We start from the raw sequence: 14,411 nt of genomic DNA, 5'->3' as shown, positions 1-14,411 counted from the left end.
GTATTCAGGCTGCATAACGCCAGGGATGGCGTGTAGTAGAGCAACGCAGCAGCAGTTGCCGAGGACGCCGTGAATACATCCCTGTAGGCTTGATGGCAGCATCCCTGCTGCCAACACCTGCCCCCTAAATACCCTGTCCCTACTAAAGTTTGTAGCCTATTGTTTTTAGTGCAAGTTGCAAGTCTTGCCAAGCTTTGCGTTTCTCAGGCAATGAGCGTAATAAATACGCAGGATGATAGACGACAATTAACGGTACCTCATTTAAGCGATGTATTTGACCACGCAGCTTTGATAAGGGCTGCTCGGTATCCAATAAAGTTTGTGCCGCAATCCGACCTACTGCCAATATTATCTTAGGATTAACCAACTCGATTTGGCGCTTAAGAAAATGGCTGCACGCGGCAATTTCGTCAACATGCGGGTCACGGTTTTTCGGCGGCCTGCATTTAATAATATTAGCAATATAGACGTGTTCTCGGTTAAGTCCTAACGCTCTAATCATTTCGGTTAATAACAGTCCAGCCGGTCCAACAAACGGCAAACCTTGCTCATCTTCGTGTTGTCCTGGGCCTTCACCAATAAACATCCAATCCGCGTGGCGATTTCCGCTACCAAAAACAGTGTGTAGCCGCGTTTGACTTAATACGCAGTTGTAACAATGGCTGACTTCAGCTTCTAACGTTTGCCAAGCGAGTTCAATATCTACTGGCGAGTTGCTTGAGGCATCGTCAACTATACTCGGCTCAGTTGCGCTAATTTGGATTTCGCTATCAAGCGCTAGACTTGCGCTAGATTCGTGGCGCGGTAGCCAGCGCGTAATTCCCATAGCATCGAGATAGTGTTGCCGTAATGCAGTATCCATGACGTTCCCTAGCCGATAGCGCGTTATATTTGGTGAGTGTTTACCATTGAGATTCGCCCGTTATAGGGTCATACATTTCGTGGTGAATGGTGTGGCGGTTAGCGATTAATTCGTCAATCGTTGGTGAATTTGTTAAAGCGCGCTTAATGGCGAGTTTCATTGCTTCGTAGTTAGTTCTATATAAATCTTTACGATCTAATTCGGGATTCGTTGCGCATTCTGGTGCAATCCACAGCATCGCAATAATGCATAAATCATCGACAGAGTCTTTAGGGATGATGCCTTCGATGACGCTATCTAACACTGCGTCAGCGACAGCAGATTGCACTGGGCCACCTAATAAATTGACGTATGCGGCTGATTTAATGGTCACTTTAGGAACGATTAATGTCGCAGGACGTACTTGTTGGTTACAGGCTCGGATTGCGAACATGCGCGTATGGCCTTCTGTTTGTCCCATGAGATTTGCAAACGCATGTCCGGCGGGGCCATTAACATGCCCGATTAAAATCTCTGGCATGGCATCAGTACCTTGACCTTCGCTGGAGAAAACGGTGGCTTCGCCGGTTTTAAACCAGATGCTTGTTGAATTATCGGTGGTCATTGGGTTACTCCTTGGATGAGTGCTATAAATAAACCGGCATTCTAAGCCTGAAAAAATGCTACTAGCAAGTGAGTGATAAAAGTTATTAGCAACGAATAGCTAAGACATCACAAGGAGCGTGTTGTAATACTTTGTTTGCGGTCGGTGTTAACAAGCGTGCTAAACCATGACGGCTATGCAGGCCTACGATAATTAAATCCACGTGTTGATGCTTTGCTAAGTCGATAATTTCATCAACCGGTACGCCAAACACTAACCAACGCGAATCAGGCTTAATCGACAAGCGGTCGGCAAAATCAGTGAAAGCCTGTTTTTCTGCATTAAGCAATTCATCATCGCTAGCCTGTTGTAACGGAATAATTGTGCCATAACTGGTATCAGGCATTGGGATAGCATCAATGACATGAATTAGGCTAAGCTTAGCATGGGCTAAAGTGGCTAGTTGTTGAGCTTTTTCGGCCATTTGCCAGTCTTGGTTAGAGCCGTCGGTTGTTAATAAGATATGCTGATAAGTCATAGCGAAGTCAAATGAGATAGGGATTAATGATAGTTAGCTTACAATACCTAGTTTAGAATGACCACGCCAGCTTCCACATTAAACGTGCAAAAATAACAATAAAATTAATACAACCTATAATGGATGTTAATAATGCGCTCTCATGTATTGTTGATAGATAGTGATTCAACCATGCACTTATCAGTATGCCAGTATCTGACTGATGCAGGATTTGAGCTTGTGTCTACCGTTAGTAGCTTAGAGGATGGGATTGACGTCATTAAATTTAATGCGCCTGCGCTTGTGTTATTAGCTTTAACACGACCGATTATCGACGATTCGACGCGACTAGCTGGCATATCTGCGCTACTCGTAGATGAGCAGATTCCATTAATCATGATTGTCGATACCGAAGAGGCTGAGCGCATTCAGCAGTGCTATGAATTAGGCGCAACCGATGTAGTGATTAAACCAATTAATTGGCAAATTCTTGTTCATCGCTTGCATTACATTTTAAAAACGCACCAAGCGTTAAATCGATTAGCAATTAGCGAATTGCGCTTATCCAATGCTCAGCGCTTGGCCAAATTAGGTAATTGGGAATGGACTATCAAAGACGGTCACTTGTATTGGTCTCATGAAATCTATGACATTTATCAGTATCATGAACATGACGCCTCTGGTAATCGTCCGTTTTTATTCGCGGCGGTTGATGAGCTAGATTTACCTAAAGTGGAAGAGGCCTTTAATCGTGCGTTAAAGTTTAAAGAAACTGTCAACATCGATTATAGAATTAAGCGAAAAGACGGTGTTTTAGTCTGGTTAAACCAACAAATTCAACCCGTTATCGATAAACAAGGCCGATTAACCGGACTTACTGGCACGATACAAAATATCACCGAGCGTAAAAAAAACGAAAAAAGACTTACGGTTAGCGGCGAAGATTATTGAAACCAGTAACGAGGCTATTGTGGTCACAGACAGTCAAAATCTCATTATTTCGGTTAACCCAGCGTTCACTGAAATCACCGGTTTTTTACCTGAAGAAGTGATAGGTAAACGCCCTAATATTTTTCAATCGGGTAAACATAGCTATAGCTTTTATAAAACAATGTGGGCATCGTTAGCTAAGACGGGACGTTGGTGTGGTGAGATTTGGAATAAACGTAAAAACGGTGAAGTCCATCCTAGCTGGATGTCGATTAACACGATTCGTATCGATGGCAATATCAGTAATTACGTGGCGGTTTACAACGATATTAGCCAACGTAAACAAGCGGATGATTATATTTATAAACTGGCCCATTACGATACGCTGACGGGACTGCCTAATCGCTTATTGTTTTATGACCGCTTACAAGTAGCATTAAGCCATGCTAGCCGTCACCAATTAGTCTTAGCGTTAATGTTTATTGATTTAGACCAATTTAAACGCATTAACGATACATTAGGCCATTCAGTTGGCGATGAATTATTAGTGTCGGTCGCGAAGCGTATACAGGAAACCATTCGTAAATCCGATACCGTAGCGCGTTTAGGTGGCGATGAGTTTGTGGTGATTTTAACCGACACAACCGTTGCGGCAGCAACACAGATAGCCGAAAAATTAATTACTACGTTGGCTAGCGTGCATCATTTACGTCACCATCATGTCGTTAGCACGCCGAGTATTGGCATCGCATTTTACCCCGATGATGGCGAAGACGCTGAAACCTTAACCAAAAATGCCGATGCGGCTATGTACTGGGCTAAGGAGTCAGGGCGCAATGGCTTTAAGTTGTATAGCAAAGAGTTAACGCAGTCCAGTCAACAGCGCATGCATTTAGAAGCTGAGTTGAGAATGGCTTTAGAACACAGCCAATTTGAATTAGTGTATCAACCTAAATTTGCGGTGAGCTCAAAAACCATTACCGGAGTTGAAGCGTTACTGCGTTGGCAGCACCCAGAACATGGGCTTATCTCACCTGAATATTTTCTTAATTTAGCCGAGGAAACGGGATTAATTATTGCCATAGGGAGTTGGGCGCTTAAAACAGCGTGTGTGCAAGCCAAGCAGTGGCATGATTTGGGTTTTGATATTAAAGTCGCCGTCAACATTTCGGCGAAACAATTACATGCGCCAGGTTTTGTTGAAAGCATTCAACAAGCATTACATGACACGCAATTATCGGCTTATGCGCTTGAATTAGAATTTCCAGAAAGTTTGTTCATTAATAATGACTTTGATTCACTCTCCAGAATATTAACCAACTTGAAAAAATTAGGCATTGCGATAGCGGTTGACGATTTCGGTACTAGTTATTCTTGCTTGAGTTATTTAAAACGACTGCCATTAGATATGTTAAAAATCGACAAATCATTTGTTAAAGGCTTAGCGACTGATACTGAAGATCAAGCGATTATTCAAGCGATTCTGACGTTAGCACAGGCATTAAACTTAAAAACCGTTGCCGAAGGCGTAGAAACCCATGAGCAAGCAATGTTTTTGTTGGATAAACAGTGCAGTGATATGCAAGGCTATTGGTTAAGTATGCCGGTATCGGCAGAAAAATTACAATGGCTGATATGGACTGGGAAAGGTGCTTAGTGGGTACAGGTTATGCCGTTGTAGGGTACGCAATGCGTACCTTTTTGTTTTGTAATCTCGGTTGCTAGCTATGTATTATCCAGGTGATAAACAAACGATAGTGCTTAGGACAGCTGATTCGGTGAGTTCTGAGCTTAAAGAATGGCCACCGCTACTCGCTAAAATATTTGCGACTAGAGGTATAGCGCTAGCGTCTGAATTAGATAGGTCACTTGCTAGTTTGCCATCGCCTTGGGCGATTGTTGGCATGGAGGGCATGGTCACAGCGTTAATCGACGCGCTACGTCAGTCTGTCTGTATTTGTATTGTCGCGGATTTTGATGCTGATGGTGCGACGAGCTGTGCCGTGGCGCTAAGAGGGTTAACCTTATTAGGCGCTAAACACGTTAAATTTATTGTGCCTAATCGATTTGAATTTGGTTATGGCTTGACGCCAGAAATTGTTGAAGTGGTCGCCCAGCTTAATGCCCATCTTATCATCACCGTTGATAACGGCATTTCTAGCATAGATGGCGTTGCCGCAGCACAAGCCAAAGGCATCCGCGTGTTAATAACCGATCATCATTTACCCGGTGCTAGCCTGCCCAAAGCGACTGCGATTGTTAATCCTAATAACCCAGGTAACGAAGCTCAGTTTAAAGATTTAGCCGGTGTTGGTGTGATTTTTTATGTCTTAATGGCGTTGCGTAGCCGGTTGCGTGAACAAGGCTGGTTTGCCGAACAAGGCTTGCAAGAACCTAATCTCGCGCAGTTGTTAGATTTTGTTGCGTTAGGCACTGTCGCCGATGTCGTACCGTTAAGTCGGGTTAACCGAATCTTGGTCCATCAAGGTCTATTGCGCATTCGTGCAGGTGCGGCTCACGAAGGGATTAAAGCGTTGTTACAGGTTTCGGGCAAAACGGCGTCAACGCTCGCTGCCGCTGATTTGGGTTTTGCGTTAGGGCCTAGGTTAAATGCGGCTGGGCGCATGGATGATATGTCGTTAGGCATTCAATGTTTAATTACTAATGATGCGGGTTTAGCGCACAGCATTGCGCTGCAATTAGATGACTTAAACAATGATAGGAAAGATATAGAAACTCAAATGAAGCGGCAAGCGTTAGCGTTGCTTAACGAAATGAGGTTAGCCGACAGTAAGCACTTGTCATCCGGTATTTGTTTGTATGATGAAAACTGGCATCAAGGCGTGATAGGAATATTAGCCGGGCGTATTAAAGACCGACTGCATAGGCCCGTTATTGCGTTTGCGCCCGCAGGTAAAGACACGATAAAAGGCTCAGCCCGGTCAATTCCAGGTTTACATATACGCGATGTATTAAGCGATATAGCTGCAACGCAACCTAAGCTATTAACTAAATTTGGTGGCCATGCCATGGCAGCAGGTTTAACGATTGCCATGCATGATTTGCCTGCGTTTACGCTTATGTTCGACGAAATGGTTAATAGGCGGTTAACTCAGTTAGATTTAGAGCAAAAAGTTTGGTCTGATGGCGTGTTAAGCGAATATGAAATGACATTGGCGACAGCCGATTTAATCCAAAATGCCGCAACGTGGGGGCAGACTTTTCCTGAGCCGGTGTTTCATGGACAATTTGAGGTCGTGCAAGCGCGTATAGTGGGGCAAAAGCACTTAAAGTTAGTGTTACGCTTAAACAACAGCTCGTTATTAATCGATGGCATCGCGTTCTTTGTTGAGCAGGTAGAGCATTGGCAAGGCGTCCGCAGTGTATTAGCCGCTTATAAATTAGCTGTTAATGATTATCAAGGTAAGCGTAGTGTGCAATTTATTATTCAGTATTTAGAAAAGTTAGCTTAGTGAGCCAGAGTAGGGCAGTGTGTGCATGTTGTTGTCAACTCATTACAGCATTGGGAGAAGTTAGATGTCTGTCGTAATAAAACCTAATCAAGTGACCAGCGTAGAAGACTATTTAACAGAAGAACGTAGTAGGGACGTAAAGCACGAGTTGATTGACGGCTATCTTTACGCAATGGCCGGTGTTAGTGCTAATGATGAGAGAATTTGCGTCAATGTGTTGAGGAAATTTGGCAACCATCTGGAAAACTCTCCTTATATACTCTGAACGTTTCAAATTTTTCGGTTTTTTTGAGTAGGGTACGCTGTGCGTACTATTAAAAAAAATCGTAATAAAATCAATAAAAAGGTACACGTAGCGTACCCTACAGCGAGCTGTAAAAACCGAAAACTTAACCGTTCAAAGTATAGCTATCCTTGCTTGACTTACAATCAAAGTTAACTTTTCAGACGTTACACTTATTGTATGAGTTCGCGGTGTAGCTGTTTTTCATAGCCGCTTCTCGTTGGATGGATGAGGAGGGGACGATATCTTTCCTGGCACAGAGCGGTTTCGCAACAGGGCTAATTTTGATTTATATCAAAAGATTGCTGGTTAGTTTGTTGTTGTGTAGATTACACAGCAAAATTATTTTATGAATCGCTCAAGATTTGTTTTGTTAGTTGTTGATAACTAATAAAATCTAATCTTTTGTAAAATAACATTAAAACTTGTCGTGAATACATAATACTGCTACTATCATAGCCGCAGCACACAGTTTGTTGTAAAAAAACAAATTGATAATTAAAACAACCAAGAGGGTAAATTGATGAGAAACAATCATAAATTAGCGCTAAGCGTCGCTGCTGCGACATTAGCGGTTGCCGGTGCCGCTTCTGCACCACAAGCATTAGCCGGTTCTGTCGCTCAACATCACGCTGAAGTCGACGCAATGTCACGTAAAGTTGAAATGTTAGAGTCTCAATTGCAAGCGATGCAATCTGAGTTAGAATCACTAAGATCACAATCTAGCCATTCTTCTTATTCTTCTTCATCGAGTGCCGATTCTGCCAAAGTACAAGAATTAGAAGCTTGGATGAATTCAGTAAAAGCCTCACGTTCATTAGCATCAGTTAAACATGACAACACTATCTTCTTCCGTGGCGGTTATGCCAGAATGGATGAGTTGAGAAACGGCGTATCGATTCAAAGTGATGTTGTGCCATTAGGTGCACAAGATCAAGCTGACCAAGATGCTTGGTATATCGGTGCCGGTTTTGATTTTGGCTTAACCGACGACGTTTTGGGGCATGATGGCTAATACTGAAGTGTTAGCTGAGTTAATGTTTGAATATAAACACTTTGGTAATGCTCAAGGTAACTGTTTAGCGTCTGATCCTACTTGTTTAGCTGCCTTAGTCGGTGGTGCAGGTGGTCCAGCTAGGGAAGTCACTGTTAACCAATTCACTTTGACCGCGTCGCCTAAAATCAAATTCATGAAAGGCAGCCCGATTAGACCTTGGTTAATCCCAGTCGGTTTAGGCATTCATGTTATCAGTCCACCGTCTGAGTCTATTACGGTATTAGATCCAGGTGTGATGTTCGCAGGCGGTGTTGATTATCGTTTGTGGAAAGATATTTTCATTGGTGTTGATGCACGTTACCATGTAACAGGCGGCGATTCTGATGGTGTGAATACCAATGGCTTTACTGCTGGTGGTTATTTAGGTATCGGTTTCTAATAAACCTGCTATACCGTTCGTTGAAAAGGAGGGCGTCAAACCCCTCCTTTTTTTGTGCCTAAGCAATGTGTTATACGATTATTAAGCCATAGCGTTTTCATTGAGCCATCCCATACATTGTTTTATACTTGTACAGCTTTATGCACAACTATCAGGTGTCCGCTATGCGCGTCATATCCTTTAATCAAGCCAGAAATAACTTAAAGTCCGTGCTAGATAGTGTTATTAATGATGCCGATTGCACTATTATCACCCGCCGTGATGCTGAAGATGCGTCGTAATGTTAATGGACTATTACACCAGTCTGATGGAGACTGTTCATTTGCTCAAATCTCCTGCTAATGCGGCACATCTCGCCAAATCCATAGAACAATACCGGGCAGGGCAAGCTACAGCGCGCAAATTAGCCGATGACTAAGTGCTTGGCATGGACAGAAGCAGCTTGGCAGGATTATTTGCATTGGCAAAGCCAAGATAAAAAAACGTTAAAACGCATCAATAAACTGATTGCAGACGCCCTAAAAGACCCGTTTACAGGCATAGGCAACAGAGCCTCTACGCGAAATTCTTGCCGGTTTTTGGTCTAGGCGCATTGACGAATCCAACCGTTTGGTTTACGCAGTGACCGATAGCCATTTGACTGTTATTGCTTGCCTATACCATTATTAAGATTGATTGACAAACCGTTCTTCATGAAAATTCTTTATCCAGAAATTCAACCTTTCCAGACTTTTTTCTTAGCCACGAATTCGGTGCATCAGGTGTATGTCGAACTGAGCGGTAATCCCAACGGCATTCCCGTTATTTTTTTACATGGTGGCCCTTGTTCGGGCACCAAACCTGACCATAGGCGTTTTTTTAATCCTGAGCAGTATCAAATTATTTTGTTTGACCAACGTGGTTCAGGTCAATCAACGCCATTTGGCGAGCTAAACGCTAATACCACACAAGACTTAGTCAACGATATGGAAGCGATTCGCAACAAGTTAGCGATAGAGAAATGGCTAGTGTTTGGCGGTTCATGGGGGGCAGCATTGGCGTTGGTTTATGTCGCCCAACATCCAACCGTGGTCTTAGGTTTAGTGTTAAGAGCGGTGTTTTTAGCTAGGCAACGTGATTTAGCTTGGTACGCCAAAGACGGTGCTAATCGAATTTACCCTGAGCAATGGCTGCAGTTAATGGCGAGTTTGCCGGAACCCAGCACTGACCTATTAACGACGTTATGCCAAATATTTTGGGGCGATGATGATGCATTAAAAGCGCAAGCCGCCAAGCCTTGGTTAACCTGGGGTGCACTTACCGCGTTAGGTAATGACTATCAGCCTAAAGCGCTGGACATAAACGAGCGTAGTTTTTTACAGATTAAAATGGAATTGCATTACGCGCAAAATGCGTATTTTTTAACGGAAAATCAACTGTTACAAAGCTGTGGTCATTTACAACATATTCCTGCCATTATCATTCATGGTCGGCAAGACTTTTTTATGTCCTATCGAGGCGGGTTTTAAGCTACATCAAGCGTTACCCCATGCGCGCTGGGTGGTGTTGCCTAATGCCGGTCACGTTTCTCATCATCCTGAAATGATAGATGCCTTAGTGACGGCGACTGACCAATTCGCTCTAACACAAAATTTTGAGAGTGAGCAAAATGACTAAGCGTTTGATTATTGCGATGACCGGTGCAACAGGCGCTATTTATGGCGTCAGAATGCTGCAAGTGCTAAAAGCCCAACCAGAGTGGGAAACTCATTTAGTCATTTCGGCCGCCGGCGTGGTCAATGTTAACCACGAGTTAGGCATGAAGCGTGCTGAAGTTGCTGCGTTAGCCGATGTCACGCATGGCATACACGACATTGCCGCGAGTATTGCCAGTGGTGGTATGAAAACCGAGGGTATGATTATTGCCCCGTGTTCTATGAAGACTTTAGCGGCCGTTGCGCATGGTTTTGGCGATAATCTTATCGCTAGAGCGGCTGATGTGGTATTAAAAGAACGCCGTCGTTTATTGCTAATGCCACGCGAAACACCATTGCATTTAGGTCATATCCGCAATATGGCAACCGTGACAGAAATGGGCGGTATTATTTATCCGCCTATGCCAGCGTTTTATAGCAAAACCGATTCTCTCTCTGCTATGGTCGATGAAACCGTAGGCCGGGTTTTAGCGATGTTTGATATTCATATTGATGGACTGTACACACCTTGGCATGGGTTGTAGCCACACCCGATATACAGACATGTCGGGTTACGCCTTCCGCTATCGCTACAGGCTAACCGACCTACAAAACTTACATGAAATCGATAAGCCTTACCGGCAGAGTGTATTTCGAAAGGTTGTAATATCCGCCAATACTTCCAACGCCATGCATTTTATCTCTTGCGCTGAGCCATCTAAGGCGTCCGGCTGTTCGGTTGCCCGAAGGGCTAGGCTGAATGGTGCTAAGAAATCGGCATAGCTTGATTGTTGCATTAATTCGGCTAGTGCTAAACCAAGTCCCATTGCGCTGAGCTCGCGCACTTGTTCTTTTAATCGGAATAATGCTTGTTGCTCTCCTTGCTGAGCATGTTGTGCGACCTGTGCTAGGGCTAAACGGGCTGCATCGCGGTTGCCCAAATACAGCTGGGCTTGTAAGAGAAGATTTTCGTATTGGCCTTGCGCTTGAGCTAATTCAGCTACGGTGCGGTATAACATGCGCGCTTTTTCTGGGGCTTGTTGTTTTACGGCTAAGCGTGCGTGGTTAGCAAAGGGATAAGGATTATAGTGGTCGAGTTGCTCCGCTTGACGATATGCTTGCTCGGCTTCGTCATAGCGGTCAAGGTGATCTTGCAGTAGATTGCCTAAGTTGTTCCAGGGATAGTTCCAGTTAATATCCAGGGCTATGGCCTTGCGGTAAGCTTGTTCGGCTTCGTCATAACGCCTTGAATTATGTAACACGAAACCCAAGCAAAGCCAAGGACCGGCATTGCTTGGGACTACATGGTTCCAAAATCGACATAGTTTTTCTAACCAAGCGCTATTTGAAGTTGTGCTGAAAAGTAAGCTAGCACTCCACTCGATTAGTAGGGGTTGATCTTGAAATAAATACAAAACCTGACGATAAGTAATTCAGGATTGGGGCAATCAGGGAAAAATTGGCAGTCACGCACGGCCTTGAGCATCACCTCAGTATTTTCGGTTCCCCACTGTTTATTTAATTCACTGACCTCCCGTTCAAATAGCGCTACCAACTCATGGTATTCGCTTAAGCTTAAGGTTGCCGAATTCGCCGCGATCCGCTGTTTTTCTGCTAAGTTTCGCCATACACTCTCTTTAACCAAGTGTTGCCAATGCTCTCGTTCAGCCTGTGTTTGGGGGTGCGGACAAGCGGCGAGTAACTCATCTAGCGCAAAAAAGCGTTGCTCGTAGTCTTCAGCGGTTTGGTAATGCTGGTCGCAGCCGTCTAATTCCAATAAGCCGGGTAGTATGTCATTAATCGCTTGGCGCTGACGGGCGGCTTGTTGACGCGCGGTTACAAAGACGCTGTGTTCTAATTGATAACGCTCACGGCTGTCATCGGGTAAGGCACTGGCATACGCCAGGGAAATTTCTAAATCGCTATCGCGTTGCAGTTGCCCGCTACGATGCGCATAAACGCGTTGATTGACTAAATTGCCTAGCTCTTGGGTGCTATACCATAAGCGAATGAATTCTATCAGCCAGCTTAGCTTTTGCCGCACACGGCGCGGAGCATTGCGCATTAAATGCCAGATGTTGAACAGTCTTTCGCTGGCTTGGTAGCCGGCGCTACGGCTACCGGATAATTTGGTTTTTTCGATATACCCGTCTTGTTCTAGGCGTTTAAGCTGGCCGCTGAGTGTCGTACTGGCGATGCCAGAGATGTCGGCTAATTCACCGAGTCCTACCGGCTGCCAATGTTCCATGATATGTGCCATGATTTTACGCGGTTGTTCGGCTAAATGGCTTTCCATGCGTGCTTTGTATTGCGGTGTTAAATTGTCGAGTAGCACTTTTAAATCGGCGTGTATGTCGGCTTGGTTGCCTTGGGCGAATAACTCGAACAGAATTACCGTGGTTCTGGGATTGCCACCGCTGATTTGCCGTAGTGTTTTTAAGCGTTCTGGTTGGGCATCTAAAGTGGCTTGCATGGCTTGGCGGGCAGCCAGTCCCGGTGCTTGTTGTGCTGTGCCAAAAGTTTCTGCCAAGGCTAATAACGCATTGCGCATGTCTTGTAGGCTAAGCGGGCGAAGTTCTAAGATTTCAAAAAAATCGTGAAACGCTTCGTGGTAGTGTTGTTGGCTTTCTAGGGCTTGGTAGCTGGCACCGACCCAAAACAATTCAGTGTGTTGCATTAAGGTTTTGCGCAAACTCCATAATTGACTATCGGCTTTACCGCTGTTGAGGCTGTTAAATAACATGTCCGTACCATCGACTAATAACAGCAGGCGTTTGTGCTGTTGTTGGCACCAGGTTAATAGCAAATCGCGGGCGGCGTCGGCTTGTTGCTCGGCGTTTAGCGGTTTGAGCGCAGCAACGGCTTGATCGAGTTGCTCAGCTTTAGCGTCTTGTTGCTGTTGTTCTAAGTAATCGGCCAGTACGCCTAGGATATTAAGCCATAGTTCGTTGAGCTTAGCGACAGTGTATTGTTCTTCTGGCATTCGTAGCGGCAGCCAGTGCTGAGCCAGCGCGGCGTCATCTTGTACAGCTAACGCTATGCGGTTAAGCAATGTGCTTTTGCCCATGCCACGCGCACCGGTGATTAACGCATGTTGTACGGTTTGACCGTTGTTGGCATCGTGTATGCGTTGCATGATGTCATCTAGTTCATGCTGCCTGGCGACGAATATCTGGCGTAGTTCGTCGCTAGACCATAATTGCGGGTTGTATTTTAGCGGATTGCCAATGGCGTGATTAAACATGGTTACGTTGCCAGTAGTCGCGAACTAAGAAGGATAAAAACTGTATGCGGTTATCGGCGTGGCCGAGATAGCCGTCTTCTTCTAGTTTTAACAAACAGTGTTCTAGTTTTTGTTGGCGTTGTTCAGCGTTGTTTTCTATTCTGTTCAGCCTAGCCAGCAATTGTTTGCGGGTGAGACCGGTGCTAGTTTTCGCTAAGGCTGCGAGTACGGCTTTATAAAATGTTAAATCGTCGGGTGCTAAATCACGTATTAAGCGCTGATGCCAATGATTAAAGCGGGAGCGGGCGCTTATCAGTCGTTCATAGCCATCATCTACATCTTGGGTTAATAATACTCCTTTGGCTTGATTGCTTTCGTCTTCGCGGTCGCGGGCTGCTCGCAAACTCTCATGCAAGAGCAAGTTCAAATAAAAAGGGGCTAACCAGCCTATGCGTTGGCATAGATATTCCACTGCATCGGGGCTTTCAGGTCGCTGTTCACGCGCTATATGGGTTTGCAGCATGGTTTTTGCACTAGGTGGTTTGAACGGGCCTAAGACAAAATCATAGCAATCGTTAAAACGGGCGCTGAGTTGGTGACGTTCTAGCAGATAATTTAAACCAATCGAGCCGGAAAAAATCATGCGGCAGTGGTTAGCGTTGTTTAGACGCCAAGCGCGTAGCCAATCCAGAAAATATTCAGCTTGCTGGCGATCTTGCTGAATCAGCTTATCCAAGAATACGGAAAATTCATCGATGAAAATGCATAGCGGAGCAGGGCTTAAGCGTTGCTGTAAGGCGAGTGCTTTATCATGCCAGCTTAGCTCGCTGGTGTTTTGCAGTTCTATGCCTGCGCTTATGCCGCCTGGGCCTTTAACGTCTAGTCTTTTTAAACGTTGCAGCCATTGTGTTACTGAAGTGGTCAGTTTATTGAGATAGTGCTCTATAGCGGATTTGGGGAATTCAGCGTCAATCCTATCAATAAAGTCTTCAATACTGATTTTGTCTTGTATATCAATGACTCGGACTAAAAAGCCTTGTTCTGTAAGTTCTACAGCAAGTCGCTCAAGTAGCGAGCTTTTGCCCAAGCGGCGTGGGCCGCTTAGCACAATATGGTTATCTTGCAAATCGGACTTTAAATCTTCGAGCTCGTGTTTTCGGTCAAAGAAATCATCGCCGCTGACTTTATTACCTGTTGGAATACCCATAGCCTGTTCCTAATGAAGTGATATGGGATAAGTATATATTCAAAATTGAATTTATTCAAAAATTGAATTTATTTATATAACAAAAAAGATATATAGCGGCTCTTCAATAATCCTGAATCAGTTAATAAAGTGTTACCGTTCTTTTGTCGGCGTTGCCAAGCAGCACAAAAAAGTCATGCCAACCCTACGTTGGACAAGCGTAAAATTTACGTTAAGCTAATCTT

The 14,411-nt window shown here is 44.5% G+C and carries 19 protein-coding genes; 13 read left to right on the top strand and 6 right to left on the bottom strand.

Annotation, left to right across the window (positions count from 1 at the left end):
• Positions 1 to 142: 142 nt before the first annotated feature.
• The 3 genes from VZ94_RS13895 to VZ94_RS13885 form a co-directional block, all read right to left on the bottom strand.
• Positions 143 to 862 carry a uracil-DNA glycosylase gene (locus VZ94_RS13895; RefSeq protein ID WP_045779687.1) on the bottom strand — a complete coding sequence of 240 codons (720 nt, stop codon included), beginning with the start codon at positions 860 to 862 and terminating at the stop codon, positions 143 to 145.
• 40 nt (positions 863 to 902) lie between these two features.
• Complete coding sequence (fae, locus tag VZ94_RS13890) at positions 903 to 1,466, bottom strand: formaldehyde-activating enzyme (protein ID WP_045779686.1); 564 nt, start codon at positions 1,464 to 1,466, stop codon at positions 903 to 905.
• 85 nt (positions 1,467 to 1,551) lie between these two features.
• Complete coding sequence (locus tag VZ94_RS13885; protein WP_045779685.1) at positions 1,552 to 1,983, bottom strand: universal stress protein; 432 nt, start codon at positions 1,981 to 1,983, stop codon at positions 1,552 to 1,554.
• A 132-nt stretch (positions 1,984 to 2,115) separates the two neighbouring features.
• On the opposite strand from VZ94_RS13885, the gene VZ94_RS13880 reads away from it, so the two are divergent.
• The 13 genes from VZ94_RS13880 (at position 2,116) to VZ94_RS13835 (ending at position 10,302) form a co-directional block, all read left to right on the top strand.
• Positions 2,116 to 2,913 carry a PAS domain-containing protein gene (locus VZ94_RS13880; RefSeq protein ID WP_192828655.1) on the top strand — a complete coding sequence of 266 codons (798 nt, stop codon included), beginning with the start codon at positions 2,116 to 2,118 and terminating at the stop codon, positions 2,911 to 2,913.
• 19 nt (positions 2,914 to 2,932) lie between these two features.
• Positions 2,933 to 4,549, top strand: a complete 1,617-nt coding sequence (locus VZ94_RS13875) for a putative bifunctional diguanylate cyclase/phosphodiesterase (RefSeq protein ID WP_052700543.1) — start codon at positions 2,933 to 2,935, stop codon at positions 4,547 to 4,549.
• A 70-nt stretch (positions 4,550 to 4,619) separates the two neighbouring features.
• Positions 4,620 to 6,365, top strand: coding sequence for a single-stranded-DNA-specific exonuclease RecJ (gene recJ / locus VZ94_RS13870; protein WP_045779683.1), 1,746 nt, complete (start codon positions 4,620 to 4,622; stop codon positions 6,363 to 6,365).
• 64 nt (positions 6,366 to 6,429) lie between these two features.
• Complete coding sequence (locus VZ94_RS13865) at positions 6,430 to 6,630, top strand: Uma2 family endonuclease (RefSeq protein ID WP_045779682.1); 201 nt, start codon at positions 6,430 to 6,432, stop codon at positions 6,628 to 6,630.
• Between the two features lie 541 nt (positions 6,631 to 7,171).
• A complete protein-coding gene (locus tag VZ94_RS29200) occupies positions 7,172 to 7,663 on the top strand; it encodes a hypothetical protein (RefSeq protein WP_239649942.1) in 492 nt (163 codons plus the stop codon).
• On the top strand, positions 7,653 to 8,084 hold the full coding sequence (locus VZ94_RS29195; protein ID WP_239649941.1) for a putative outer membrane beta-barrel protein: 432 nt from the start codon (positions 7,653 to 7,655) through the stop codon (positions 8,082 to 8,084). Before VZ94_RS29200 ends, VZ94_RS29195 begins: the two co-directional genes overlap by 11 nt.
• 164 nt (positions 8,085 to 8,248) lie before the next feature.
• Positions 8,249 to 8,365: a type II toxin-antitoxin system Phd/YefM family antitoxin gene (locus tag VZ94_RS33285; protein WP_439097738.1), complete on the top strand. Its 117-nt coding sequence runs from the start codon at positions 8,249 to 8,251 to the stop codon at positions 8,363 to 8,365.
• A gap of 41 nt (positions 8,366 to 8,406) precedes the next feature.
• Entirely contained in the window at positions 8,407 to 8,502 is a 96-nt protein-coding gene (locus VZ94_RS33490; protein WP_500684254.1) for a type II toxin-antitoxin system Phd/YefM family antitoxin, read from the top strand.
• Complete coding sequence (locus VZ94_RS13845) at positions 8,495 to 8,671, top strand: type II toxin-antitoxin system YoeB family toxin (RefSeq protein WP_439097737.1); 177 nt, start codon at positions 8,495 to 8,497, stop codon at positions 8,669 to 8,671. The genes VZ94_RS33490 and VZ94_RS13845 overlap by 8 nt, the downstream gene beginning before the upstream one ends.
• Entirely contained in the window at positions 8,649 to 8,753 is a 105-nt protein-coding gene (locus tag VZ94_RS33280; RefSeq protein ID WP_439097739.1) for a type II toxin-antitoxin system YoeB family toxin, read from the top strand. The genes VZ94_RS13845 and VZ94_RS33280 overlap by 23 nt, the downstream gene beginning before the upstream one ends.
• A gap of 23 nt (positions 8,754 to 8,776) precedes the next feature.
• Entirely contained in the window at positions 8,777 to 9,592 is an 816-nt protein-coding gene (gene pip / locus VZ94_RS13840) for a prolyl aminopeptidase (protein WP_338040412.1), read from the top strand.
• A complete protein-coding gene (locus tag VZ94_RS32200; RefSeq protein ID WP_338040411.1) occupies positions 9,549 to 9,740 on the top strand; it encodes an alpha/beta fold hydrolase in 192 nt (63 codons plus the stop codon). Before pip ends, VZ94_RS32200 begins: the two co-directional genes overlap by 44 nt.
• Complete coding sequence (locus VZ94_RS13835) at positions 9,733 to 10,302, top strand: UbiX family flavin prenyltransferase (protein WP_045779688.1); 570 nt, start codon at positions 9,733 to 9,735, stop codon at positions 10,300 to 10,302. The genes VZ94_RS32200 and VZ94_RS13835 overlap by 8 nt, the downstream gene beginning before the upstream one ends.
• Positions 10,303 to 10,392: 90 nt before the next feature.
• On the opposite strand, the gene VZ94_RS13830 is transcribed toward VZ94_RS13835, so the two are convergent.
• The 3 genes from VZ94_RS13830 to VZ94_RS13820 all read right to left on the bottom strand — a co-directional run bounded on the left by VZ94_RS13830 (position 10,393) and on the right by VZ94_RS13820 (position 14,187).
• Positions 10,393 to 11,028: a tetratricopeptide repeat protein gene (locus VZ94_RS13830; protein ID WP_045779680.1), complete on the bottom strand. Its 636-nt coding sequence runs from the start codon at positions 11,026 to 11,028 to the stop codon at positions 10,393 to 10,395.
• Between the two features lie 113 nt (positions 11,029 to 11,141).
• Positions 11,142 to 13,001 carry an AAA family ATPase gene (locus VZ94_RS13825; RefSeq protein ID WP_045779679.1) on the bottom strand — a complete coding sequence of 620 codons (1,860 nt, stop codon included), beginning with the start codon at positions 12,999 to 13,001 and terminating at the stop codon, positions 11,142 to 11,144.
• Positions 12,994 to 14,187, bottom strand: coding sequence for an ATP-binding protein (locus VZ94_RS13820; protein WP_045779678.1), 1,194 nt, complete (start codon positions 14,185 to 14,187; stop codon positions 12,994 to 12,996). Before VZ94_RS13820 ends, VZ94_RS13825 begins: the two co-directional genes overlap by 8 nt.
• Positions 14,188 to 14,411 lie beyond the last annotated feature (224 nt).

Source organism: Methylocucumis oryzae (assembly GCF_000963695.1).
Taxonomy (GTDB): Bacteria; Pseudomonadota; Gammaproteobacteria; order Methylococcales; family Methylomonadaceae; genus Methylovulum; species Methylovulum oryzae.
Note: the sequence above shows the minus strand (reverse complement) of the source record. Positions and strands in the feature narration are given on the sequence as shown.